The organism is Caballeronia sordidicola (assembly GCF_002220365.1).
Taxonomy (GTDB): domain Bacteria; phylum Pseudomonadota; class Gammaproteobacteria; order Burkholderiales; family Burkholderiaceae; genus Caballeronia; species Caballeronia sordidicola_C.
The window spans coordinates 1-22,508 of the sequence record NZ_MTHB01000031.1 but is presented as its reverse complement, the minus strand read 5'-3'; the positions used below and the strand labels follow the sequence as shown (position 1 = coordinate 22,508).

Here is a 22,508-nt window from a genome sequence, read left to right as displayed (position 1 = left end):
ACCTATCAATACATTTCGTATGACTAACGAAATTGTCTGAGATCGTCGCACAACGTAACTTGTCTTTTAAGCTTCCTCCCCGGTCGAAGCCAGATGAAACGATTCTGCGCACGACTTCACGTCGCACTCCCGCATTAAGACTAGAACGAGTAGATGAATTGCGTCGCAATCAGGTCGTTCGACTTGCCGTACGAACCGTCGTTCTTAAGGAAAACCTGTTTGTTGGCCCAGTCGTGCCGGTATTCAACCTTCACCGTGATCTGCTGGGTCGGATAGAACAAGAGATCGAGCGAGACGTCTTGATGGGTCGCGCCCTTGCACTCGAAGCCGAGGCCGCCGTTGGCTTTCGAATTAGCCAGGCAGTCCGCCCCAATGCCAAATCCGTCCGCAGTGTCCATGCCGTTCGAATTCAGCGCGACGCCACCTCCGCCGCCGCCGTTCTTGGTGTCGACGAGCACGTCATAGCGCATCGTGGCGCCCATGCGGCCAACGATCGGCATCGTGAACTTGCGGTGAGCAAGCAGCGACAAGCCGTACCACTGGGCCTGGCCACCGTTGAACGCAGCGTTCTGCTGCTGGCCGTAGTCGAGTTCGGCGTTGTACTGGACGTCGGCCTGCGTATAGGCCATATCAGCTTCGCTGAAGAAGAAAGTACCGAACGCGCTGGACGCCTGGCCGCCGACGCCATACACGGGGACAGTGTTGCCGTTCACGCTCTCGCTAGCGGCGGACAGGCTTTGGCGGCCGATATTGAACGAGCCGCCGATATCCAGCGCGCTCGACCAGGTGTAGTCGACGCGGGCGGTGAAGGACGGGATCTTGTTGCTGCTGGTGATCGGATCGCCCAGTGCATTGGTGCCCGTCTGCACCACCGAACCAAACGTGCGGTACTGTTCGTTGCCCAGCATAAACTTCCACGCCCAATTGCTGCTGTCCCCCGTGTAGTTCACACCGATGCCGACGTAGCTACCCGGATCCGAGAAGTCGTACAGTAGATTGTGTGTGAGCGTAAGCGTTTGATTCGACTGCTGCAATTCATAGCCGCCGAAGCTTGGCATCAGACCAGCCACAAATGTTGTCGTTGGGGTCACCGGGACGGTTACCACCACCGTGTTCAGGATGTTGTCGCCGAGCTCTCCGTGTTCGGTCTGCAAAAGCGTAATACCGTTGCCGCGATTTGGCATCAATGTGATTTCTGCCGACGGAGCCATTGGGCCCACACCGAAAGTTTTCTTGATGTCGAGGTACAAGTCGCCCAATGTGCTGTTGAAGTAGCTATAGCTGCTTTCGTGATTTGCGAACAGGAACGAAGCACTGCTCTGCGCACGGTTATAGATATAGGCCGGGTCGATATAGCCCGTCACCGAAAGACCCGCGAGCGGGCCGGTGTTGGCGGCATCGACGAGCGAATCAACCTTCAATTGTTGGTTTGCGATCTGCTGCTTCATCGTGTCGACCTGGTCGTTATTTAGCATCGCGCGTGCCTTGCCGTAGTCTGGCGACGAGATATCGATCGGCGCCTCAGCTACACGCGGGGCTGCTGCCGTCGCCGCGTTGGCCTGGGGTTTGGAGGCCACCTCCGAGCGCAACTGCTTCACTTCGTTCTGTAGCACGTTGAGCTGCGCCTTGAGCGCCTTGATCTGGTCGCTGGTGGAGTCCGCCATCGCCATACCAGGCAGACTTCCCGCCACCAACAGACAGATAAGTTTCCTTTTCATGCAATTTCTCCTCGTTGGTCGGCTTGCAAAAGACTTTTTATGCGCGTGCCGTATCGAGCGGATTTCGTACGGCGGCTTGTTGTGGTATTGAGGGAAGCGGATCGGCGGCTTCGGCGAGCGCGAAAGCCATCTGCATATCGCGGTTGCGCTTGCGCTCGCGCACCTGCATCCAGCGATTCACCGCAACCACGCCGATCGTCACCGTGGTGATGAAGATCGTGGCGAGCGCGTTCATCTCGGGATTCAGGCCTAGACGCACGCGCGAGAATACGACGAGCGGCAGCGTGGTCGAGCCCGGCCCGGAGAGAAACGCAGAGAGAACCAAGTCGTCGAACGATATCGTGAATGACAGCAGCCAGCCGGATATGAGCGCCTGCGAGATCAGTGGCAACGTGATCAAAAAAAACACCTTGAACGGCGTGGCGCCGAGATCGAGGGCGGCTTCTTCGAGCGACTTGTTTAGCTCCTTGACCCGAGACTGCACGATGATCGCGACGTAGGACACGCACAGCATTACGTGGCCGATCCAGATCGTGAAGAGTCCTCGTCCCTTCGGCCAGCCCAGGATCTGTTCGAGCGCGACGAATAGCAGCAGCAGCGAGATGCCCTGAATCACTTCAGGAATGACGAGCGGCGCGTTGATCATGCCGGCGAACATCGTGAAACCGCGAAACCGTCCGAAGCGCGCCAACACGAAGCCGGCCCACGTGCCGATCACCACAGAGGCGCACGCGGTGAGCAGACCGATCTTCATCGAGAGCCACGCGGCGCTCAACAATTCAGTGTCTTGCAGCAGCGCGCCGTACCATTTGAGCGAGAAGCGGGACCATACGGTGACGAGCTTCGACTCGTTGAACGAATAAATCACTAGGCTTATGATCGGGATATAAAGAAACAGAAACCCGAACGTCAGCACGCAAGTGGAAAGCGTTCTGTTAGGCTTGATCATTGCGCGCCCTCCAGTTCCTTGACCTGGTAGTACTGGAATACGGCCATCGGCACGAGCAGCAGCAGCACCATGGCGACGGTGACAGCGGATGCCATCGGCCAGTCCATGTCGTTGAAAAATTCGTCCCACATCACGCGGCCGATCATCAGCGTGTCGGCGCCTCCGAGTAATTCCGGAATCACGTATTCGCCCACTGCCGGGATGAACACCAGCAAACTGCCGGCGATAATGCCGTTCTTAGACAGCGGCAATGTGATGCGTGTAAATGCGGTCCAGGGTTTACAGCCGAGGTCATAGGCAGCTTCGAGCAACGTCAGATCCATCTTCACCAAGTGTGCATACAACGGCATCACCATGAATGGCAGGTAGGAATAGACCATACCAATATAGACGCCGATATCCGTGTGGTAGAGGTGAAACGGCGAATGAATTATGCCGATCGCCATCAGAGTGTGATTGAGCAGGCCATCGTCCTTAAGGATGCCTATCCATGCATAAACGCGGATCAGGAACGAGGTCCAGAACGGCAGCATCACGCCCATCATGAGCAGGTTGCGTTTAGCGGGTTCCGATCGAGCAATGTAGTATGCAACCGGGTAACCGATCAGCAGGCAGAAGAAGGTCGATACCGCGGCCATCTTCAATGAGCTGATATAGGTGGCAATGTACAGGTCGTCTTGCAGCAGGAACGCGTAGTGACTGAGCTGCATCGCGAAATACACCATGCCGTCCTTGACCGTTACGAGGTCCGTGTACGGCGGAACGCCCATGCGCAGATCGGCAAAGCTGATTTTTAGGACCAGTACGAACGGTAACGCGAAAAAAAGCGTGAGCCAAAGGAAAGGCACACCGATCACGGCCCTGCGGCCCGACGGCATTAGCACCAGGATACTTTTTTTCAGCGGGGCTAGGAGGCGGCCGCCGGTTGGCGCGCCGAGCGCCGAGGAAGAGGAGGAAGTGGGATGCGTCATTGCGTCAGCACCACGCCGCTAGCGGGCGACCAGTGGACGAACACCTCGTCGTTATACGAAGGCACACCTTCGCTCATCAGGTGCGAACTAGAGAGATGCGACACCACCTTCTTGCCGCTCGGCAGGCGCACGTGATACAGCGAATAGCTGCCCATGTACGCGACGTCGGACACCACACCGCGTGCCCAGTTATGTGGCGTAGCGGGCTTGTCAAGCGACAGCTGCAGGCGTTCCGGACGAACCGAGATACCCACTGGCATGCCCAGCGGGCCGGTAATACCATGGCTCACGTAAATGCGGGCTTCGAGCTCTTCGCTTTCAACAAAGATGTGGTCCGAATCATCCGCAACTACCGTGCCCTCGAACAGGTTTGTCGAGCCGACGAATTCGGCGCAGAAGCGGCTATTCGGGAACTCGTACACCTGGGTCGGCGAGCCGATCTGCACGATGCGGCCTTCGCTCATCACCGCGAGGCGGCCGGCCATCGTCATCGCTTCTTCCTGATCGTGCGTAACCATCACGCAGGTCACGTCGACCTTATCGATGATGTTCACCAGTTCGAGTTGGGTCTTCTGGCGGATCTTCTTGTCAAGCGCTGACATGGGTTCGTCGAGCAGCAGCAGCTTGGGGCGCTTGACGAGCGACCGGGCCAACGCCACACGCTGCTGCTGGCCGCCTGAGAGTTGATGAGGCTTACGCTGCGCGTATTTGCTCATCTGCACGAGATTCAGCACGTCCGCAACGCGTTCCTTGATTTCGTTCTTCGGAGTGCTTTCCTGCCTCAGGCCGAAGGCAATATTCGCCTCCACGCTCATGTGCGGGAACAGTGCGTACGACTGGAACATCATATTGACCGGCCGCTTGTACGGCGGCATCGTGGCGAGATCTTCACCGTCGACGAAAATACGCCCGGACGTTACCGTCTCAAGCCCTGCGAGCATGCGCAGGAGCGTAGACTTGCCGCAGCCCGAGCTGCCGAGCAGCGCGAACAACTCGTTCTTAGCAATGCTCAGATTGACGTTGTCGACAGCATTGCTGTCGCCGAATTTCTTAACGACGTTTTCGATGCGGACGAATTCGTCCGATTTTGTCTTGATCTCGGACGTAGCCACTGGTCCAGCCACCTGGGTGGCGCTGAGAGTTGGTGTCATTTTCATAATCGGTGCGATTCCTTGCTAATCGCAGGCGTAAGTGTCCCCGACGAGACGCCCAAGGCGACTCGCAAGGTGCACTGCGATGGGAAACATGGGACTGCGCGCTTTCGACGCAGGCTGGTTGCACTATTACCCGCTTCGGGCGGCGCAGGCATCAAGCGATTGCTGCACCGCAAACATTCGTGCTCGTCTACCGTCGGTAATCGATTAGTGACCGGTTTTAAGCTGCGACCACAGACGGTTTTCGAGCCGAACAATGTTCACCGGAAGCGGCTTCATCAGCGTCATCTTGACCAGGACTTCCTCCGGTGGGTAGATGGTCGGGTCGCGCACAATAGCCGGTGTCACGAACTGATCTGCTGCCTTATTGGCAGTCGGATAGAACACCTCATTCGTGATCGATGCGCTGACTTTCGGATCCTCGATATAATTGATCCACTTCATTGCGGCTTCTGGGTGAGGTGCGTCCTTCGGCACCCCCATCACGGAAAACCACAGCAGGCCACCTTCCTTCGGGTTGGAAAATTTCACATGATACGAACGCTGCGCTTCGGTGGCGCGGTGGTTCGCGATACCTACGTCACCGGACCACCCGAAAGCAACGCATATGTCGTTGTTGGCGAGATCGTTGATGTAGCCTGCGGAATTGAACTGAGAGATATAGGGGCGCACTTTCTTCAGCACGTCAAAAGCGGCCTGATAGTCGCCAGGGTTCGTGCTATTCGGATCCTTATGCATGTATTGCAACACTGCGGCGAACGCGTTATTCGGGTCATCAAGGAAGGACACCCCACAACCCTTGAGCTTCGAAAGATTTTCCGCATCGAACAACAGTGCCCAGCTATCGACCGGCGCATTGACGCCGAGTGCCTTCTGCACAGCCTCTGCGTTATAACCGATACCGTCCGTGCCGTAGGCCCAAGGCACACCATACTGATTCCCTGGATCGACATCAGAGATCATCTTCATTAGAGCTGGATTTAGATTTTTGAGGTTCGGCATCTGCGATTTGTCGAGCTTCTGATAGATACCGGCCTGTATTTGCTTGGCCATGTTGTAAGAGCCCGGCACAACGATGTCGTAGCCGGAGCTGCCCGCGAGCAGCTTGGCCTGAAGCGTATCGTCGCTGTCGAAGTTGTCGTATCTCACGTGGATACCGCTCTGCTTTTCGAAGTTCGGAACCGTGTCCTTGGCGATGTAGTCCGACCAGTTGTAGACGTTAAGCTCCGCGTCAGCTGCAACTGCTGGCGTGGCCGATAGTGCGACTAAGCTGGTGACAGCGAGTAGCGCTGCACCCGCGGCCGCGTGACGAAGGTGAAGAACGTTCATGTCGTTTCCTTAGTTTAAGACGCCCGCCACGACTGCTCAATATCAGTGCGAGCCCAGGTCAAAATGGTGTGCGGCGCATGCTCCGTGAGGAGAAGTCTTGCAACAGTTAGAATTGAATTAAGACGTCAATTTGAATCGGTCGAGGTCGAAAGTCGGTCAATCGAATTGGTTTCACCGCAAATCGACCCTCGAATATTTGTCAAGGTCAAGGTGCCGCACTGTCCTCAGTCCTCAAGAAAAGATGATTCCGAGCTACGGGGACCATCGTATTGACGCTCCTATTCCAGCATCAGCATTGCGATCATCTTCAATGTTTTGAGCCATAAAGTCGCGCTCTTGCGAACGTATCCGGCTCGTCAGAAATGCCAGAACGGGACGTATCCTTTTCAAGTTCTTTCCTTGTCTCTGAAGATGGCTTCGATACTTGAAAAAGGTTGACGGTCAGGCGCAAAGTTTGGAGCCTTGAAGCGAAGTTCCTGCAAACCGCTTTTGCGCCACCGCAAGGTGTCGGTGAAGAAAATTTCGTGGCGCGCGGGGCAACCTGTCCGGCGTCCGCCCTCCCACGGCCGACTTTGATATAGAAACATTGTCCGCTGGAAACACCCAGTGCGAACTCCGTTACACCTGCTATCACGAAACTCCTTTGACCTTCTCGGGAGAATGCGCGATCGACCTTCCGCAATTTGCGTTCGGCATCAATGTCCGAGATTGCTTCATCCAGCAGCATCACCTTCGAACGCCTTCGACGCGCAATGGCGATACGCGGCTGCTCTCCACTGGGTTGGAACGCAGAATAGATACCACATGTCTCGGCAAGAACCACGCGCTCTAGCAGCAAGCGACGCGCGAAGAGCTCAAAGCCTTTAAAGACTATCCCGAGACAGGTACAGACGCGATTAACTCGACGCAGGTCGCGTACGAGCGCACGGCCTATCCGACCGACACTCAGCGGTATCTGTGTACCACCAACGAACATCGTGCCGCCCGACGGCCAAGCTCCCAGACTCTTCAGACGAAGCAGCGCACCCATGCCGGGCCCGTCGGGCCGACGCGCGAAACGACTTGGCCATTGCGGAAATTCATCGATAGCCCCTCCGAACTGGCCAAAGCTATTGCTTAGATCGTCTACATATACCCGTTCTGCGGCAGCCGTCTCGACGTCATCTAATGAGGCCAACATGGTGTCTCCTAGCGACGTCCACACTTACTTTCGTAGCAAGAGTTGCCGCGCCTTATTGAATGGTCAACCAACCTGTGTATGCTCGAAGTATATGACTTACTGAACAGGGGTTCAACAATTTTCAAAATACTTCTTCGTGTAAATTTCGCCTATGTAGCTGCGGCAACGGAGGCATCTTAATTGCGCCCTATGCTGCTCCGCTGATGGCTTCCAAAGTACACTTAGGGTACCGCAAGGAAGCCGTCAGACAATTGATTGAACAATCCTTTTGCACTCGCATATAATCGGCCGCGTAACGACTCCGAAAGGTTATAAAATGAGAAAAACCCCCAAGAAGGAATTGGCCTCGGCACACGGACGGGGTGTTCGAGAACTGCCGGCCGTGCGCCAACGATCTATCATCGACGCGACCATGCGATGCATTGCTCGTTACAGCTTTTCCGAAACTACGATTGACCGGATCTGTGCCGAAGCCGAGGTATCTCGCGGCCTGATCAACCATCACTTTCAGTCGAAAGACGAACTGATGTCGCGAACCTACGAGCGGCTGGCCGCAGACTTGCTGGAAGTTTCCCGGCAAGCCGCAGCGAATGCGACAGGGCCGGAGGAAAAACTCAATGCGATTATCAAGGTATGTTTTGCTCCACCGGTGTTTGCACCGAAGAACGTCAAAGTCTGGCTTGGTTTCTGGAGTGTCGCACATAGCGATCCTGTGATCCACAAAGCACACAAGGAGCTGTACAGCAGCTACCGCTTGGCGCTGAAAAAGCTCTTCGATCAAGTTGGGGAAATTCGCGATGTTCATGTGGACAGCGAGCTCGGGGCGCTGACGCTCACGGCCGTCATCGACGGCTTCTGGCTGGAACTCGCGCGGGATCCGACTTCTTTCTCGGCAAAAGATGCATTGCGAAGTTGTCTCCTCATTGTCGACAGCTTCATACCGCGGACGAAATCGGGCAGGAAACGAGGTTGAGGCCCAGACAATAGGACCAGGCGTCACGCGCGCTGCGCTGCTGTCTCGGGAAGTGCCTGCGAAAGCCTCCATCTTTTCGTGGACTCGCCCAAAGAGATGCACCCTGCCCTGCAAGAGGTTCGAGCTAGCAACGACTTTTCTTTTCTGGCGACTATCAAAGTAATCCTCACGCTGGTTCAAATCGAGCTGGGCAAGCATTACTTCCTCGTTCAAGGTCGGCTCCCGCAGCGCGAAGCTCGGTTTCGCAAGTTGGTGCACCGCGAGGAGTTGATGGATCTCTTCACAACGTTCCACGCTTGTATCGCCTCCATGGCACGCTCCGCTATTGCACAACATATAGCCTCGTTCGCCGAGGAGTTCGCGCGCCAGTTCTTGCTCACCGCACCGGCGTTCGCGAGGGCTTTCATAAAGGGCAGTAAGAAGGTCTTCTCGGGCGCTAGTGCCGTCTTCGAAGCTGCGTCTAGTCTCTCTCGCCACGCAGTTCACGGCACAGAAGACTGAGGCGCAAATGTCGTCCGCGACTCGGAAATTCGATCTAATTAAATCTTCCGACGGCATTGCCACTCCATGTCTAGGTATCACTGAGCGAGTCCGGGCAACAAATCCCGTATCCCCCGCGCCAGCATCTGAAATGCAATGGCAGTTAGCACGATACCGGATAGCCGCTCGACAAGCGGCATAGCAACGTCACCCAGTCGTTTACAACACAAACCTGAAAACACATACGTTATACTAATCATGCTGGCGTGCAACACGCATAATAGACTGATCACGCAGAGATCAGCCTTTGTTTGAAAGTGAGCCGCAGTAGCAATCACGAATGAAATCACCGCGCTTCCGATCGATAGCGGAAAGATTAGCGGTACGGCAATGAAGCTGCGCCACCGCGCATATTCGAGCTCGACAGTTCCAGCGACCCGTTCGTCACTATTCGTGCCGCGCATCATCGGAATGGACCACAGAGATAGCAGTAGGCCACCCGTCAATGTGAGTGCGCCGAGCGTTAGTCCGAGCATGCGCAGTACGATTTGTCCAGCCCAAACCGCACCGACCATCAGCGCTGCGATCCAAATAAACATGCGTAGAGCGATCTGCCGCTGCGTGGTGACCGGAAAATGTCCGGTCATGGCTGCATACATCGGCATCGCGACGGGCGGGCAGAAGAGCGCGAGCAATGTCGTCAGAAAGATCAACACGTCGCTGAAACTCATGGTCATGACGCCTACCTACAGTTCCTAGAAATTAATCCAGACCGCTCCGAAGCCGTCTGGGCGGGACCGTGCCATGATCGCTCAAACAAAGTCGTAGGCTGCGTTCGACACGAAGGAGCCGCCATCGGCCCACGTCGCTCCAGCAACGTGTACACCTCATTCGGTAGCTGCTTGCGCACCTTGTTGCAACACTCCTTTTTGCAGGAATCGTCATCTCTTATCTCCCTAAACAGCGTTTTTGTCTCGCTTCACAAATTCAGGGAAGGATGCCGCCCAACGGGAGCGCCAGAAGGATTGCTTGGCTTTTTGCCATTTTGCGTTTTGGGTTGAACGTTCATTTAATTAGATTTATACTATATCCAAATGCGGGCCGCAAGTGGCGGCGACCCTTGCAGGGCGACCTGGTAAAACTAACAGTGAGGCGAGCGATCAACATGACAATCGAAGACATCCGCACGGAACAACGCGAAGGCGTCCGAACGATCCGTTTCGAACGGCCGGCCAAACGTAACTCGCTTGCTCGGCCCCATTTAGACTATCTAAGGGAGTTACTCATCGAGTATGCAAATGACCCATCGGTCCGGTGTTTAGTGATTACAGGCAGCGGCACGGCATTCTGCGCAGGTGCGGACATCGAGGAATGGGCGCAGGCCGAGGCGGAGGGCGAGCTGGAAATCTACGGGTGGACCGACAAGGCTCATGCGTTCGTGCGGGAACTGGCGGCCTTCCCTCGTCCCACTGTGGCAGCGCTTAACGGCTCGGCGGTTGGTGCCGGCACTGACATCGGGTTCGCGTGCGACTTCCGGATTGCCAGCGCTTCAGCGTCGCTGCGATGCGGTTATACCGGCATGGGCTATAGCCCTGACATGGGTGGCACGTGGTTTCTTCCTCGCATTGCAAGGCCAGATGTCGTCAAACGCTTCATTTTTCTGAACGAACGCTGGGCTGCGCAGGCTGCCCACGCGGCTGGCCTCCTTTCCGAAGTGGTCGACGACGAGCGGTTCGAGCAGCACGTCGCCCAGTTTGCGGACCGGTTGGCGAGCGGCCCAAGTGTTGCGTTCGGTCATACGAAGGCACTTCTCGCGTCTTCGTTCTCTCGCAGTTTGGCGGAGCAACTACACTATGAACTTGCAGCGGGTGTAGCCTGCGGACTTAGCGAAGATGGTCAGGAAGCGCTGCGCGCGTCCGTACAAGGACGCGCGCCACAATTGGTCGGGAGATAATCATGAACTTTTCGCTGACCAACGAGCAGGAAATGCTGGTGTCCTCGCTACGCAGTTTCGTAGAAAAGGAATTGCAGCCTCACGAGTTTACAGTAGACCGAGCAGACGAAGTCCCATCGGAACTTGCCGCCTCAATTCGCAAAAAAGCCGTCGAGCTGGGTTTCTACGCATTCAACATGCCAGATAGCGTCGGTGGCGCGGGGCTCGATTATCTGACGCAGGCACTGGTCGAGCGCGAACTGGGCCGCACAAGCTGGGCACTGCACGTGTTCGTCGCTCGGCCGAGCAAAATACTGATGGCATGCAAAGGCGATCAGATCGAGCGTTATCTAAAACCGACCGTGCGCGGTGATCTTGTCGATTGCTTTGCGCTCACTGAACCAGGCGCAGGTTCCGATGCGATGGGTATCCGGACACGTGCGGTCCGCGATAGCGGCGACTACGTGATCAACGGCAGCAAGCATTTCATCAGCCACGCCGATACTGCGGACTATGTCATTCTCTTCGCCGTCAGCGGCGAGGAGGAAATTCGTGGGCGCAAGCGCAGCCAGGTAACCTGCTTTTTGGTCGACAAGGGCACGCCTGGCATGTCCATACACCGCGGTTCGCATTGTACGAGCCTGCGCGGCTATCATCAATCGGAGATATTCTTCACCGATTGCCGCGTGAGCGCGGCGCAGATACTCGGCGAAGAACATCGCGGTTTTGAATTGGCGAGCGAATGGCTTACTGCGGGTCGCGTCATGGTTGCCGCAAACAACGTCGGCCGTGCACAACGCGCATTTGAAATGGCGTCTGAATGGGCGGCTACGCGTCAACAGTTCGGCAAGCGCATCGGTGAATTTCAGGGCACGTCATTCAAGCTTGCCGACATGGCGACCGAAATTCGCGCGGCAGAACTGGTAACGCTGTACACCGCCGATAAACTCGACAAGGGCTCAATGACAGACGGCGATGCGGCGCTTGCCAAGCTGCTTGCGACGGAAACCCTCGGCCGCGTCACCGACCATGCGGTGCAAATATACGGCGGCATGGGGCTGATGGACGACCTGCCGATTGAGCGTTTCTGGCGTGACGCGCGCATCGAACGCATTTGGGAAGGAACCTCGGAAATCCAACGACATATCCTTTCTAAAGAAATCCTTCGCCAGTACAGCTAGCGCAATCAGCCGCGCTCGCGGGCACAATCGATTAACCAGCATAGGGCGCGTTAGCCGGCGCGCCCTAAGCACTCGATAATTGAAGAGACAAACATGGTACACACCGACGACGCCTTAGGCGGTGATGATCTGCGGGCAGCGAACCTGCGGCGCCTCCTCAATCCAACCAGCATTGCGTTCGTTGGAGGCCGCACCATTGCTGGCGCAGTGCAACGGTGTCGCGACTTCGGGTTTAGCGGCGATGTCTGGCTGGTTAACCCGACACACGCGGAAATCGACGGCATCCGCTGCCGTTCCAGCATCGCGGACCTGCCCTACGCACCCGATGCCGTGTTCATCGCCGTACCCGCTGCGCAGGCTATCGGCGTCGTGCGGGATCTTGCCGAACGGGGAGCTCGCGGGGCCGTCGTGTATGCATCTGGATTTTCGGAGGTCGGTTCACAAGGTGCTGCGCTGCAGGCCATGCTGCTTGATGCGGCGGGCAGCATGGCCATCCTCGGGCCGAATTGCTATGGTTTCCTCAACGGATTGAACGGTAGCGCATTGTGGCCGGTCGCACACGGCGCTGCGCGCGTCGATGAAGGCGTGGCTGTCATTACACAAAGCGGCAACCTGGCGTACAACCTGTCGATGATCACGCGCACTGTTCCGTTTGCGTATCTGGTAAGCGTGGGCAATCAAGCAACCGTGAGCGTTGCACGACTGATCGACGCTTTCCTCGACAATCCCAAAGTGCGCGCGATCGGCGTGCATATCGAAGGCTTGACGGATGTTCACGCCTTCAGCGCGGCCGCGACACGTGCACTCGTACGCGGCGTGCCGATCGTCGCCCTGAAGAGCGGCGTATCGAAGCTAGGCGCGCAGCTTGCGCTTAGTCACACGAGCTCTTTGGCGGGGTCCGACGTGCTGTACGAGGCATTATTCAAACGGCTCGGCATCATTCGCGTCAAAGATCCGGTTGGGTTGGTTGAAACATTAAAGTTATTATCGATCGGCGGCATACCGAAAAACGGCAAACTTGCCGCACTCGCAACGTCCGGCGGTGACGCCGGCCTCGTGGCCGATCTTGCCGAGGCGCATGGCATCGCATTGCCGCCTGTTAATGCGCAAGGCCGCGCGTCGCTGCAGCGCTTATTGCCGGCCTATGCGAACATTGCCAACCCGCTCGATTTCACGACGACTCCGTGGGGGAGCCCGGAGGCAATGCGAGTCTGCTGCGACGCCTTGCTGAGCGACATGCCGGGCGCTGCGGCGATGATCCTGGACTATCCGAAAGAAAGCACCGGCGAGCGTCCCTCGTGCAAAATCGCTGCCGACGCGTTTGCCGATTCGGTCCGCCGTCACGGGATAACGGGCGCGATCATCTCCGTATTCCCCGACCTTATGCCGCCGGAGCATGCGGCGCGTATGGCCGAGGCGGGTATCGCGCCGCTCCAGGGACTCGCGGAGGGCGTCGCGGCAATCGGCGCAGCTATGTGGTACGGACAGCAGCGCAAACGAATCGTTGACGCGGATGCCCTGTCTGACTTGCATGTATTGCGTGCGGGTCGAAGCACGGGCACGAGTCGCCTTTATGACGAATGGGACAGCAAACGCATGCTGGCAGAGTACGGGTTGACAGTGCCCGTCGGGGAACTCGTTGCGCCTACAGACGCGCCGGCAGCCGGGCAGCGACTCGGTTTCCCGGTATGTGCCAAGGTCGTGAGCGAACAGCTTCCGCACAAGACGGAAGCCGGTGCTGTTGCGCTCCGGCTGTACTCGCAGCAGGCCGTTGCCGAGGCCGTTGAGAGGATGATACAAAGTGTCGCTTGCTATGCCCCGGATGTGAAGGTCGAACGCATTCTGGTCGAAAAGATGGCTGCCGCGCCACTTTTGGAGTTAATCGTCGGTGTGAAACGCGAAGAGGATTTCGGGCTTGCGCTTGTTTTGGGAAGCGGCGGGGTGCTTGTCGAACTGATCGGTGACACCACGACCCTGCTGCTTCCGGTGCGGGAGGACAACGTGCGTTCGGCACTCCTAAATCTCAAGGTCGGCCCGCTTTTGACCGGATACAGGGGAAGCAGTAGCGCTGACCTCAATGCAGCCGTGCGCAACATTATGGCTATCGCACGGTTTGCGGAGGCGCACGCCGACAAGCTCGCGGAACTCGATGTCAATCCACTGCTGGTGCTGAAAGACGGCGCAGTGGCGGTAGACGCACTCGTGCGTCTGGATGGGTGATCATGTGCTTCGACCGGTACTTTGGTCGTTTCGTCCGAAGCGAACATCATCTCTATCAGTTTGTCCGGATTGAGGACGCCAGGCGGATCAAATTCGCTCTACAGTCGTCACAGCACGCGGTTGCATCCGGGCCTCGCGGACATCCCAGCCAAACTCAATGTAACGACCGATATGCCCTCACCGCTTCTGGCGGAAAGTTTATGGCTGTCGACCTGCAGGAAACGCTCAACTCGGAACAGGCGGCCCTTGCAAACCGCACCGTTAAAGTCGAACACATTCAGCGGCTGATCGCGAAACTGCGCCGTATGAAGGTTGGACGCGACTCCGAGGGGCTGGAGTGGCAGATCAACACACGAGTTGCTGCTGCATAATCTGCAGGTTGGCGAAGGAGGCGCTCCGGTAGACATCCCCTAGATGCGTCGGCGGGCAGCCAAACGGGTTCGAGCTAAACGTCGCCGGAACGCCTTTTGCAAGAGCTTGGGACAGAGCCGCCCGTCTCGACAGATGTTTGGACTGAATACGAAGCAGCGATGAAGCAGTTCGATGAGGATCTCCGGCCAGAACGTCCTGTGGCGCGCCAGCACCTAGCCTCACAAATACCCTTCCTAGATGCCTCTTTCGAAGATCGGCGCATCATGGGTAAGAGTCGCCCGTAGTGATCGACGCTAATTCAGACCCGGAGATGGTGCACGGACACACTGCGTCAAGCCTTCAAGATGCACGGTCAGCGGACCACGGTCGCGCAGTCTCTTGAGTTAGTGACCCATGCTTGTGCCGATGCGGTTGCTGGAGTTGCTGTCTTGGCACTTATATATGGCCACCTCGGGAGAGCGCCAACCATGCGATGAGGCAGAGTATAGGCAAGGCTTAACGATTGATCGATGCAAAAAGGCCACAGCACATTATTGTTTAAACAGCGGCATTTCTCTATGGGAAAAATACTTGCAACTCGACCTACTATCCGGAAACGAGTTCGTCAGCGGCCGCGCAAGTCGCGGCTTGACGCGTTCTCAGTCGGACAATGCCATCGAAATCACCCTGCGCTGGGAGTACAACGCACATGAATAACAAGGATGCGGTGTCCGCGCGTCAGCTACGCTCTGCTTATGAAGGCCAAAAAGCCACGCCCTTTGATTTCGAGGCAGTGGTATCCGTACCACTCGAATTGCATCGATGCACCGTGCAGCAGGGGTGGGTCGACTACAACCAGCACATGAGCGAGTCGTGTTATTTGCTCGTGTTCGGCGATAGTAGCGATGCGTTCTTCCGCTACCTCGGAATTGACGACGACTACCGCTCAGGCGGCCATTCGATCTACACGATCGAGACGCATATTCGTTATCTCCGAGAAGCGACACTGGGCGAGCCGTTGCGTTTGACGCTGCGCTTGCTCGATGTCGATCACAAGCGGTTGCACATCTTTCATGAGATGTATCACGCGGGCAGCGGCGCGTTGCTGGCTAACGCGGAGCAGCTCCTTATGCACGTCGACATGCAGGCAGGACAGGCAGCCCCTTTTTCGCCCGGACTTCTAGCGCGCTTGAACGTGATTCACTCTGCGCACTCGCAAGATTCCCGACCCGTCGACAAAAGGCGCGTCATTGGGATCAACCGCCGAACCCCTACCTGAAGGACGACATGAACATGACACTCGAATTGTGGCAAACGAGAGCCGCTGACCTCGCGATCGAAGGCCGCGCCTTCATCAACGGAGCACCCTGCAATGCGCACGACGGTGCGACATTTGCGTGTACTAGCCCGATCGACGGACGCGCTCTTTCACAAGTCGCGCGCTGCGGCGAGGCCGAGGTGAATAAGGCGGTCCTTGCTGCGCGACGCTGCTTTGACAGCGGCGCATGGCGAGGCATTGAACCCCGCGAGCGGAAAAAAATACTACTACGGTGGGCGGAACTCGTCCGGCAGCATGCCGATGAACTTTCCCTGCTCGAAACACTTGATACCGGCAAACCGATCGCCGATACAACCAGTGTCGATATTCCGTCGGCCGCAAATTGCATTAGCTGGTTTGCAGAAGCCATCGACAAGGTCAGTGGCGAGGTGGCACCCGCTAGCAAGCATCTGCTCGGCCTAGTGACCCGTGAGCCGGTAGGCGTGGTCGCTGCGGTCGTGCCATGGAATTTTCCCGCGCTCATTGCAATGTGGAAATGTGCACCGGCGCTCGCCTGCGGCAACAGTGTTGTCCTCAAGCCGTCGGAGAAATCGCCGTTGAGCGCGCTGATGTTCGCGCGATTGGCCGTCGAGGCCGGCCTGCCGCCTGGCGCGCTCAATGTTGTCACCGGTTTTGGAGATACTGGACAGGCACTCGCCAGCCATATGGATGTAGACTGCATTGCATTCACCGGATCGACGGCGGTGGGCCGTAAGATTGCACGCTACGCCGCCGAATCGAATCTCAAGCACGCGTGGCTCGAACTAGGCGGCAAGTCACCTCAAATAATACTGCCCGATTGTCCCGATCTCGAGCGCGCGGCACGCACTGTCGCTCATGCTGTCTTCTACAACACTGGGCAAATGTGCACCGCGGGTTCGCGGTTGCTGGTTCATCGTGACATTAAGACCGAATTTGTAGACCGGGTGCTCAACGCGGCACGGAACTACATGCCTTGCAATCCGCTAGCACCCGATACACGCATGGGCAGCATGATCGACGCATCACAGGTTGACCGGGTCCTGGATTTTATCAAGCAAGGCCGCAAAGACGCCACGCTGCTGACGGGCGGGCATCGCGTTCTAGATGGCAGCGGCGGTCAATATATCGAACCGACAATTTTCGATTGTCCCCGCGCCAATATCGCGCTCGTTAAAGAGGAGATCTTCGGGCCGGTGTTGTCAGTCATCACGTTCGACTCCGTGGACGAAGCTATCGCCCTCGCCAATGATACGGAATATGGCCTCGCCGCTTCGGTCTGGAGCGCGGATCTGACGACCGCGCACGAAACGGCGCGTCAATTGCGCGCAGGCACGGTCTGGGTCAACTGCTATGAAGAAACCGATGACATGAACTTTCCATTCGGCGGCTTCAAGGAATCAGGCAACGGCCGCGACAATTCGCTGCACGCGCTGGATAAATACACCGAGCTAAAATCGACCATCATCAAGCTGAAATGAGGAGGCCGTCAGCAGCGCAACGGCTTGCGTCCGCGCCGACCGCGAAAGCTTCCTAAAGGCAGTCGACACACATGCGCCAGCCGGTTCGGATACGGCACAGACGGCGGCCTGTTGCGCGGCGCTCCGCAGCAATCGATGCAGCCGGCCGCTGTCGAGCGATGCTTTCACAAAACTCGCTACAATTGGTGAAGAACCTCTTAGTGACTTTCGCCGTAACCAGCTCGTCGAATTGCATACTTGCTAATCGACGGAACGGAAACAGGTCTTACAAAGCACCGCTAGGTAAGACCACAGCCGTTGTCAGTCATTAAATACGTGGCGTCGCCAAACTCGATTGACCGCTATATTCGTGGATACTTGGTTCAGCACCTTCGGCGTCAAGAGAGATTTGTTCCGAAGTGCTCTCGTCAAGCATCTGCATTTTTTCCTTTATCGCAGCCAAAGTTTTCCGGCGCGATGACACGAATATTCTTAATGCAGTCAGCAAGGAAACCAACTGCCGGATGAAGCCAAACAATTCGTTTGCGGGGCTCGCGCAGATGTTAGTAGAGCGCAAGACCCGTCGCAAGGGCTCAGTTGCGACCCTGCGATCGACCCTGGAAAGCACAACCGAAAGGGTCAGAGCCAAACACATGCTAGCAGCGGACCGGGAAGCTCAGATCGTGCGGCGCGCGGTCGAATATTTTTCGGCTCATGGATTCGGCGTAGGAACGCGTGAACTCGCGAAGCACATCGGTGTCGCACAGCCTCTGCTCTTTCACTACTTTGGCAGCAAAGACAAACTGGTTGAGCGCGTATATCGCGAAGTCTTTTTTTACCGCTGGAATCCGGAGTGGGAAGAGTTGCTGATAGATGCGTCGAAGCCCCTTGATGAACGACTGATCATCTATTTGGAGGACTACACGCGCACGATATTAAGCAACGACTGGATTAGATTGATGGTGTTCGCAGCTCTCGACGATCCTTCTCTCAACAAGCATTATATTTCCCTGTTGCATGAGAGAATCTTCAAGCCGGTGTTGCGCGAAATACGGGCCAGTAAGAAGATGCCGCCAGAGCCCACTGAGATCGACCTTGAGCTGTTTTGGGGCTTTCATTCAAGCTTCTTCTATATGGGAGTACGGCAGTGGATATACCGTATGGAGGTGCCAGACGACCTGACCCGCCTGATCCGAGCGCACGTACACAATTTCCTCTTCGGATTCCACCAGACTCTCGCCGCCGGATTGACATGCCCCAGTGAAGTTTGATCGGGGCGCTATCAACAAAATCGCCGCGCGCGCTGTTCGCCACTGCCGCACTTGTTCGTAAGCATCCGGCGATGTCATCTGGTTTTCTGTCGTTTGTGGTAAGAGCATACGTTTCCACGATCAGGAAGCGGACACATGCACACTATTGCTCAAGATGTTCCGACCGGCCACACGCGGCGGACCTTTAGCCCCGCGTTTAAGTCGAAGCTTATCGAGCAGTGCCGGCAGGTTGGCGTGTCATGTTCAGGCGTCGCGATCTCGCATGGTATGAATCCCAATGTGCTGCGGCGTTGGATCAAAGAGGTCGACAATCCGAGCGATGCCGCGACGCCGGCGCGCAAACCGGTTGATGTCGAGATCAAGCCTTCTTTCATCGCGCTGCCAATGACCGCGCCGACACCACAAGCGCCCGATGCTGCGCAAGTGAACGTGCGCATCGACATTGCGCGCAATGGCACAACCGTGTCGGTGCTGTGGCCGCACTTTTGCTTAAGTGACAGCGCGGCCTGGGTTCGGGAGGTGCTGCAATGATCCGCATCGACGACATTTGGCTTGCGACCGAACCTCTTGATATGCGTGCCGGTGCCGACACCATCCTTGCGCGCGTGGTGAAGGTATTTGGGTCCGCACGGCCTCACCATGCTTATCTGTTTGCCAATCGGCACGATACGCATGAAGGTCCTGGTGTACGACGGATTTGGCATCTGGCTGGCTGCACGACGCTTGAACAAGGGTCATTTCGTTTAGGCCAATGCCCATACTGAGATTGCAGAGATATTGAATCCTGAGCAGCTGCGTGCGCTTGTGATCGTGCCGCCGTGGCAAACGCTGGCACATGACCACGTAATCTCGGTGGTGTAGCAAATGACGTAAACAGTTTCGATTCCCTCAGCGCGCTGGCACTGGCAAACTTGGGGGCATGAATTCACCCACTGATCTCGATGCCCTGAATCCCGATCAACTGCGCGCACTCGCGCGGCGGTTGATGACCCAGGTCGACGAGAAGACGCGTGAATCGCACTACCGCCAAACGCGCATTGACCAGCTCACCCACAGTCTCTTGGTCATCAAACGCCTGCAATTCGGCAGACGTAGCGAACAGTTCACCGCCGAGCAGTTGAGCTTGCTGGACGAGGCCATCGATGAAAATTTGGTCGCGCTGCAGGCCGAGCTGGATGAACTGCGCTCGGACGCGCCGCAGAAGAAGCCCCGCAAACAGGCCAAACGCTCGCCATTGCTACCCCAGTTGCCCCGTACCGACATCCACCACGAGCCGACGGAGTTGAGCTGCCACTGTGGCTGCCAGCGCGTGCGCATCGGCGAGGATATCAGCGAGAAGCTTAACTACACGCCGGGCGTGTTCACCGTTGAGCGCCATATCCGTGGGAAGTGGGCATGTAAAGCGTGCGAGACGTTGATTCAGGCGCCGGTCCCGCCGCATGTGATCGACAAAGGGATTCCGACCAATGGCTTGCTTGCGCGCCGAGCCCCGTTACAGCCTTCCTTTGCCAGCCCCGCAGAACGCGCCGGCCAGAACTGGCCCACTGGGATATCATCGGCAACGAGTGCAGCTTCAGGCGTTCGCGCCGGCATCAACGGCAATGATCGCGCCAGTGATGAGGCTGGCAGCTGGGCTGGCAAGAAAGACAACAGCGGCGGCGATTTCCTCGGGATTGCCGTAGCGGCCGAGAGCCAACATACTACGGGTTACATCCGCGATTGGGCTATTGGCCGGATTCATCTCTGTGTCGACTGGCCCGGGGAGGATAAGGTTTGCCGTAATGTTGCGCGGACCCAATTCGCGAGACAGGCCACGTGTGAAGGCGAGAAGTGCAGACTTCGTCATCGCGTAGGCCGTCATCCCAGGGAATGGCACCCGCTCAGCGAGACTTGAACCTATAGAGACAATGCGACCTCCCTCTTGGAGATGCGGAATCACAGCTTTCGCAAAGAGCAGCGGTGCCCGTACGTTGACGTCGAGAAGGGCTTGGATGTCTTCAAGACTGATGTCGGCAACAGTCCCGGCGCGACCGATGCCGGCATTGTTGACGAGGATATCGAGCCCGCCGAGGGCGCCCAGTGCCTTTTCTACAGAGAGCTTGATTGCGTCCGGATCGGCGCTGTTAGCCTGGATCGCGAACGCCTTCCGTCCTTTTTCCTCGATTGACCGCACCACTGCAGCCGCGCGGTCACCTGAGCGCTCGTATGTAATGGCAACGTCCGCGCCCTTCTCCGCAAGCGCAATAGCGATGGCAGCGCCGATCCCGCGCGAACCGCCGGTCACCAACGCGCGCTTTCCATTCAACTCGTTCATAATTCACCTTTATTTAGTGTTCACTAAGGAAATGTTAGGTGGGTTGGGAAATCAAGTCAATCGATATATGTAGTGGACTATGAAAAAATCGCATAAGACGGCAGTGACCGAAGGACTTCCGCTTCGGCGCGGTCGGGGGCGACCACGCGTGTTTGATCGTGACGAGGCGCTCGGTATCGCGACCCGATTGTTCTGGCTCAAAGGCTATGACGGAACTTCAATCATCGATCTCACCGAAGCGATCGGCATAGAGGCTCCCAGCCTATATGCTGCATTCGGTTCAAAAAAGGAGCTTTACGCAGCGGCGCTGAGGCACTACGGCGAAAAGTATCAAGGGCTTGTTTGGGACAAGTTTGGAGCCGCTGCAACAGCAAGGTGCGCGGCAAACGCCTACTTAATGGATTCCGCAGCGGCGCTGAGCGGGTCGCTCGCCGACGTTCCTCGTGGCTGTATGGCAACACTGTCGGCTGTCGACGGCGACGGCGATCAGGAAATCGGCAACCTCCTGCGGGCAGCACGCGGTGTCGTTTTTGGCCGCCTGAAAGCACGTTTCGAGCGCGCGGTTTCGGAGGGTGACCTTCTGGATTCCGTCGATGTCGCGGGCCTCGCGCGTTTCGTGCAAAACATTCAAAGCGGGATGTCGATTTTGGCTCGAGACGACACCGACCGCGAAGCTCTTGAAGTGGTCGCCAAAATCGCGATGCTAGGTTGGGATGGTTTCGTCAATCAAAGTGCTGACAAGCACGGTTGACATCTGACGACGCTTTTCAAGGGCGTGGATCAGAAACCGCCCGGTCTCGGTCGCCATACATCGTCGTGCCTTGAACGCCGGCATCGAACGAGGTGCAGATCAAATCACGAAACGGCTCCAGCGATGAGATGCAGTTGCGAGCGACGCCTGTATTTCGTCCGAAGATGCCCGCCAGTTCGGCATCGTACGGTAGCGGCAGATCTGGTTCAAGCCAGCCTTGGGTGAGCGCAAATTCACGCACGCCATTGAGCTTGCTGCGGCCCATCAGTCTCGCGTTTGCAATGTCGCAATCTGAATCGCCTTGCCGCATTCGCGCTAAAACTTGTCGGTATTCAAACACTTCGAATCTTCTGTTACTCATCGCCCCCCCGGGTAAAGACTCCGAAGACAGCAAGTCACGGAAATTCGAAACGCGTTTCGCACTACAGCGCCACTAGACAGCAGTGACCAAAGGAGATCGATGACGCCGTTCCCGAGGTCGCTTCATACGCCGATTATAGAGTGGCTCCAATATGCCGATCATTCATGTATAAGACGGCCGCGTCAACTTTCTATGCGGGGTCAAGGCGCCACGCACGTTCCGGCAGCATGAGCACGAGCAGGCGCCGCAGTGGTTCTGTCGAATGAAAGGGACTTCCCCGTCCCGAGGCTGCGGCGGAAGCCGCAATTCGGCATCAAAGTGCCATGATGAAGTCTCGACCTTCATCAACACCAGCGAAAGGGGAAGTCCATGTCCATTGTCACCATCGGAATCGATCTTGCCAAGAACGTCTTTGCGGTTCACGGCGTGGATGAATCCGGCAAGCCGGTATTGATCAAACCGCGTGTCCCACGTGATCAACTGCTCGCGCTGATCGCCCAGTTGCCACCCTGTCTCATTGGCATGGAGGCCTGTTCGGGTGCACATCACTGGGCGCGGATGTTCCAACAGTACGGCCACACTGTGAAGCTGATCGCGCCCAAGCTCGTGGCGCCG

General features: G+C 56.9%; 21 protein-coding genes and 2 pseudogenes. 14 read left to right on the top strand and 9 right to left on the bottom strand.

Going from position 1 to position 22,508, the window contains the following annotated elements:
- Nucleotides 1–140 precede the first annotated feature (140 nt).
- From BSU04_RS04805 to BSU04_RS04780, 6 genes are all read right to left on the bottom strand, one after another.
- Nucleotides 141–1,718, bottom strand: coding sequence for a DUF3138 family protein (locus tag BSU04_RS04805; protein ID WP_089159528.1), 1,578 nt, complete (start codon nt 1,716–1,718; stop codon nt 141–143).
- A gap of 37 nt (nt 1,719–1,755) precedes the next feature.
- Entirely contained in the window at nt 1,756–2,667 is a 912-nt protein-coding gene (locus tag BSU04_RS04800) for an ABC transporter permease subunit (RefSeq protein WP_089159527.1), read from the bottom strand.
- Nucleotides 2,664–3,638 (bottom strand): ABC transporter permease subunit, encoded by a 975-nt coding sequence (locus BSU04_RS04795; RefSeq protein ID WP_089159526.1) that lies wholly within the window; start codon nt 3,636–3,638, stop codon nt 2,664–2,666. The genes BSU04_RS04800 and BSU04_RS04795 overlap by 4 nt, the downstream gene beginning before the upstream one ends.
- Nucleotides 3,635–4,795 carry an ABC transporter ATP-binding protein gene (locus tag BSU04_RS04790; RefSeq protein ID WP_089159525.1) on the bottom strand — a complete coding sequence of 387 codons (1,161 nt, stop codon included), beginning with the start codon at nt 4,793–4,795 and terminating at the stop codon, nt 3,635–3,637. The genes BSU04_RS04795 and BSU04_RS04790 overlap by 4 nt, the downstream gene beginning before the upstream one ends.
- 204 nt (nt 4,796–4,999) lie before the next feature.
- Entirely contained in the window at nt 5,000–6,121 is a 1,122-nt protein-coding gene (locus BSU04_RS04785) for a polyamine ABC transporter substrate-binding protein (RefSeq protein ID WP_089159524.1), read from the bottom strand.
- Nucleotides 6,122–6,428: 307 nt separating this feature from the next.
- Entirely contained in the window at nt 6,429–7,301 is an 873-nt protein-coding gene (locus BSU04_RS04780; protein WP_089159523.1) for a hypothetical protein, read from the bottom strand.
- A 316-nt stretch (nt 7,302–7,617) separates the two neighbouring features.
- Here BSU04_RS04780 and BSU04_RS04775 point away from each other — a divergent pair, with 316 nt between their 5' ends.
- Nucleotides 7,618–8,274 (top strand): TetR family transcriptional regulator C-terminal domain-containing protein, encoded by a 657-nt coding sequence (locus BSU04_RS04775; RefSeq protein WP_256982160.1) that lies wholly within the window; start codon nt 7,618–7,620, stop codon nt 8,272–8,274.
- A 78-nt stretch (nt 8,275–8,352) separates the two neighbouring features.
- Nucleotides 8,353–8,775, top strand: coding sequence for a hypothetical protein (locus BSU04_RS04770; RefSeq protein WP_144021123.1), 423 nt, complete (start codon nt 8,353–8,355; stop codon nt 8,773–8,775).
- 77 nt (nt 8,776–8,852) lie between these two features.
- Here BSU04_RS04770 and BSU04_RS04765 read toward each other — a convergent pair whose 3' ends face one another.
- The gene (locus BSU04_RS04765) at nt 8,853–9,485 is read right to left on the bottom strand and encodes a MarC family protein (protein WP_256982159.1); all 633 of its coding nucleotides are present in this window, start codon (nt 9,483–9,485) and stop codon (nt 8,853–8,855) included.
- A gap of 434 nt (nt 9,486–9,919) precedes the next feature.
- On the opposite strand from BSU04_RS04765, the gene BSU04_RS04760 reads away from it, so the two are divergent.
- From BSU04_RS04760 to BSU04_RS04710, 10 genes and pseudogenes are all read left to right on the top strand, one after another.
- The gene (locus BSU04_RS04760; protein WP_089159519.1) at nt 9,920–10,708 is read left to right on the top strand and encodes an enoyl-CoA hydratase/isomerase family protein; all 789 of its coding nucleotides are present in this window, start codon (nt 9,920–9,922) and stop codon (nt 10,706–10,708) included.
- 2 nt (nt 10,709–10,710) lie between these two features.
- Entirely contained in the window at nt 10,711–11,868 is a 1,158-nt protein-coding gene (locus BSU04_RS04755; RefSeq protein WP_089159518.1) for an acyl-CoA dehydrogenase family protein, read from the top strand.
- 93 nt (nt 11,869–11,961) lie between these two features.
- Nucleotides 11,962–14,088 carry an acetate--CoA ligase family protein gene (locus BSU04_RS04750; protein WP_089159517.1) on the top strand — a complete coding sequence of 709 codons (2,127 nt, stop codon included), beginning with the start codon at nt 11,962–11,964 and terminating at the stop codon, nt 14,086–14,088.
- A 200-nt stretch (nt 14,089–14,288) separates the two neighbouring features.
- Nucleotides 14,289–14,459, top strand: coding sequence for a hypothetical protein (locus BSU04_RS46235; RefSeq protein WP_179258207.1), 171 nt, complete (start codon nt 14,289–14,291; stop codon nt 14,457–14,459).
- Between the two features lie 689 nt (nt 14,460–15,148).
- Entirely contained in the window at nt 15,149–15,718 is a 570-nt protein-coding gene (locus tag BSU04_RS04735; protein ID WP_089159514.1) for a thioesterase family protein, read from the top strand.
- 8 nt (nt 15,719–15,726) lie between these two features.
- Complete coding sequence (locus tag BSU04_RS04730; RefSeq protein ID WP_089159513.1) at nt 15,727–17,217, top strand: aldehyde dehydrogenase; 1,491 nt, start codon at nt 15,727–15,729, stop codon at nt 17,215–17,217.
- A gap of 398 nt (nt 17,218–17,615) precedes the next feature.
- A complete protein-coding gene (locus tag BSU04_RS04725; RefSeq protein WP_218827234.1) occupies nt 17,616–18,467 on the top strand; it encodes a TetR/AcrR family transcriptional regulator in 852 nt (283 codons plus the stop codon).
- Between the two features lie 135 nt (nt 18,468–18,602).
- Entirely contained in the window at nt 18,603–18,998 is a 396-nt protein-coding gene (locus BSU04_RS04720; protein WP_089159512.1) for a transposase, read from the top strand.
- Nucleotides 18,995–19,231 (top strand): IS66 family insertion sequence element accessory protein TnpB, encoded by a 237-nt coding sequence (tnpB, locus tag BSU04_RS45205; protein ID WP_144021122.1) that lies wholly within the window; start codon nt 18,995–18,997, stop codon nt 19,229–19,231. The genes BSU04_RS04720 and tnpB overlap by 4 nt, the downstream gene beginning before the upstream one ends.
- Before the next feature lie 155 nt (nt 19,232–19,386).
- Nucleotides 19,387–19,950: pseudogene (locus BSU04_RS04710) on the top strand (transposase); the annotation flags it as partial.
- 90 nt (nt 19,951–20,040) lie between these two features.
- On the opposite strand, the gene BSU04_RS04705 reads toward BSU04_RS04710, so the two are convergent.
- On the bottom strand, nt 20,041–20,781 hold the full coding sequence (locus tag BSU04_RS04705; RefSeq protein ID WP_089159511.1) for an SDR family NAD(P)-dependent oxidoreductase: 741 nt from the start codon (nt 20,779–20,781) through the stop codon (nt 20,041–20,043).
- A 148-nt stretch (nt 20,782–20,929) separates the two neighbouring features.
- Here BSU04_RS04705 and BSU04_RS04700 point away from each other — a divergent pair, with 148 nt between their 5' ends.
- The gene (locus BSU04_RS04700; protein ID WP_256982157.1) at nt 20,930–21,532 is read left to right on the top strand and encodes a TetR/AcrR family transcriptional regulator; all 603 of its coding nucleotides are present in this window, start codon (nt 20,930–20,932) and stop codon (nt 21,530–21,532) included.
- Between the two features lie 16 nt (nt 21,533–21,548).
- Here the strand turns inward: BSU04_RS04700 and BSU04_RS04695 are convergent, their stop codons facing one another.
- Nucleotides 21,549–21,797: a hypothetical protein gene (locus tag BSU04_RS04695; RefSeq protein WP_144021121.1), complete on the bottom strand. Its 249-nt coding sequence runs from the start codon at nt 21,795–21,797 to the stop codon at nt 21,549–21,551.
- A 465-nt stretch (nt 21,798–22,262) separates the two neighbouring features.
- On the opposite strand from BSU04_RS04695, the pseudogene BSU04_RS04690 reads away from it, so the two are divergent.
- A pseudogene (locus BSU04_RS04690) lies at nt 22,263–22,508 on the top strand (IS110 family transposase); the annotation flags it as partial.

Bases quoted from the DNA above. Each gene is read 5' to 3' on its own strand.
- BSU04_RS04780 (WP_089159523.1), bottom strand. From the start codon at position 7,301: ATGTTGGCCTCATTAGATGACGTCGAGACGGCTGCCGCAGAACGGGTA.
- BSU04_RS04750 (WP_089159517.1), top strand. From the start codon at position 11,962: ATGGTACACACCGACGACGCCTTAGGCGGTGATGATCTGCGGGCAGCG.
- BSU04_RS04800 (WP_089159527.1), bottom strand. From the start codon at position 2,667: ATGATCAAGCCTAACAGAACGCTTTCCACTTGCGTGCTGACGTTCGGG.
- BSU04_RS46235 (WP_179258207.1), top strand. From the start codon at position 14,289: ATGGCTGTCGACCTGCAGGAAACGCTCAACTCGGAACAGGCGGCCCTT.
- BSU04_RS04720 (WP_089159512.1), top strand. From the start codon at position 18,603: ATGCACACTATTGCTCAAGATGTTCCGACCGGCCACACGCGGCGGACC.
- BSU04_RS04755 (WP_089159518.1), top strand. From the start codon at position 10,711: ATGAACTTTTCGCTGACCAACGAGCAGGAAATGCTGGTGTCCTCGCTA.
- BSU04_RS04760 (WP_089159519.1), top strand. From the start codon at position 9,920: ATGACAATCGAAGACATCCGCACGGAACAACGCGAAGGCGTCCGAACG.
- BSU04_RS04790 (WP_089159525.1), bottom strand. From the start codon at position 4,795: ATGAAAATGACACCAACTCTCAGCGCCACCCAGGTGGCTGGACCAGTG.
- tnpB (WP_144021122.1), top strand. From the start codon at position 18,995: ATGATCCGCATCGACGACATTTGGCTTGCGACCGAACCTCTTGATATG.
- BSU04_RS04695 (WP_144021121.1), bottom strand. From the start codon at position 21,797: ATGGGCCGCAGCAAGCTCAATGGCGTGCGTGAATTTGCGCTCACCCAA.
- BSU04_RS04705 (WP_089159511.1), bottom strand. From the start codon at position 20,781: ATGAACGAGTTGAATGGAAAGCGCGCGTTGGTGACCGGCGGTTCGCGC.
- BSU04_RS04765 (WP_256982159.1), bottom strand. From the start codon at position 9,485: ATGAGTTTCAGCGACGTGTTGATCTTTCTGACGACATTGCTCGCGCTC.
- BSU04_RS04785 (WP_089159524.1), bottom strand. From the start codon at position 6,121: ATGAACGTTCTTCACCTTCGTCACGCGGCCGCGGGTGCAGCGCTACTC.
- BSU04_RS04805 (WP_089159528.1), bottom strand. From the start codon at position 1,718: ATGAAAAGGAAACTTATCTGTCTGTTGGTGGCGGGAAGTCTGCCTGGT.
- BSU04_RS04795 (WP_089159526.1), bottom strand. From the start codon at position 3,638: ATGACGCATCCCACTTCCTCCTCTTCCTCGGCGCTCGGCGCGCCAACC.
- BSU04_RS04775 (WP_256982160.1), top strand. From the start codon at position 7,618: ATGAGAAAAACCCCCAAGAAGGAATTGGCCTCGGCACACGGACGGGGT.
- BSU04_RS04730 (WP_089159513.1), top strand. From the start codon at position 15,727: ATGAACATGACACTCGAATTGTGGCAAACGAGAGCCGCTGACCTCGCG.
- BSU04_RS04735 (WP_089159514.1), top strand. From the start codon at position 15,149: ATGAATAACAAGGATGCGGTGTCCGCGCGTCAGCTACGCTCTGCTTAT.